Raw genomic sequence first — 1528 nt, forward strand, 5'->3', positions numbered from 1 at the left:
ATCGAGCTCACGGGCCAGGGACGCGTCGGCGGACGGCAGGTTCGTCCGCGGCCCGACCAGCGGATCGGCGGGACACCGCGCCACGCGGTCATCAGGCACGGCGCGCCGACCACGGCCGGCCTGGTCGACACCAGCTGCGCGACCTGCCGGCCGGAAAGCACGTCGGGGGGCCATCGACCACGATACCGAGGCTACCGATCCGAACGCAGGGATGGACGACCCGAGCGCGGGGATGGACGCCTGCGCCGATCGGACCAACATCGGGCCCCCCAGCTTCACCTTTTCGGTAATCATGACAAGGTGTCATGATTACAAAGCTATTGCCGCCTCGTTCCCGTTCTGGAGTGAACCGGCGGCGGGCCGCATCCCGGCCTCCCTCGGCTCGTCGCCCGGGACCCTCCCGGGCCGGGGCGATGATCCACAAGCCTGCGCCGCGCGATCCTGTCGGTCCTGCCAGCGCCCCCCTTCCTCATCCCGCCACCGCCGACCGGCGAGCTCCACCGCCGCATCGCACCGCCGCCGGCTTGCCCGCCGAACATGATCGGCAAAGGAAACCTCCGGGTAACACCACGCAGAGCCACGATGACAGAAACTTTGCGCACCAGTAATCATCACCCTCCGGCGCAGCCTCCCTCCTACTATTGACAAAGCGAGACACAGGCCAGAACGACCAGAACGACCAGAACGACCAGAACGACCGGCCGGCGGCAGCGAGACCGTCGTACGACCGCCGGGAGACTTCGGCCGTTGATCGCTGGATCCGGCCGGACCGCCGTCAGGGAGGATGGCGGTCGCGGCACCGATGCGGGCGCGTGGTCTCACTGTGCGCCCCCGGTCGGTCGCTTCTCGCGGTGGGCTCTACCCCCACTACCTTGTCGTCACGGTCACGACCGTGGTGCTGTCTGAAGGAAGGACGCGCGGCATGCCGCAGTCGAGCGGATCTTCACCGACGCGCGGGCCCGACCCCGGTGCCTGGGTCCCGACGAGCCGGGCGGCCCCTCTCCCACCCTGGTGGGCGACCACCGAGTCGATCGTCATCCCGCCGGCGCGCACCCCTCCGGACGACCGCCCCGAGGACTACGAGCCGGCGCCACCGCCCCAGCCTTCGATGACGAAAGCCGCAACAAGCCCCACCGATGTGTCGCCGGCACCCGCGGGCACGCCATCCTTCGGCACTGTGAGCGAAGCACCATTCGGCACTGTGAGCGGAGCGATCCCGGCGCAGCCGACACCGTTGTCGGCCCCCCACACCACACGCCTTGGCGCTCCGGCCCCCGGTGCCTCGGACCGCAGGCAGTTCCATCGCTATGCGGGAGCGGCGGTCATGACCGCAATCCTCGCCGAGGGACAGATCATGGAGGTCTCGGACGTCCTCGCGGCCAGTCCGATCCAGCTCGCCCTGGAACGCGCCGACGATCTGCTCGACGACCTCCTCGACGCGCACGAGGCGACCCCACCCGCGCACATCCTGGCCCAGACCGAGCGGTTGCGCCGCGGCCTGGAGCGACTCAGCCGGCGGTCCATCCCC

General features: G+C 70.0%; 1 pseudogene. It reads left to right on the forward strand.

Annotated features, from left to right (window positions below):
* Window positions 1-1108: 1108 nt before the first annotated feature.
* Window positions 1109-1528, forward strand: a pseudogene (locus AC08ON_RS09100) (hypothetical protein); the annotation flags it as partial.

It is taken from the genome of Frankia sp. CoWAU3, assembly GCF_977971855.1.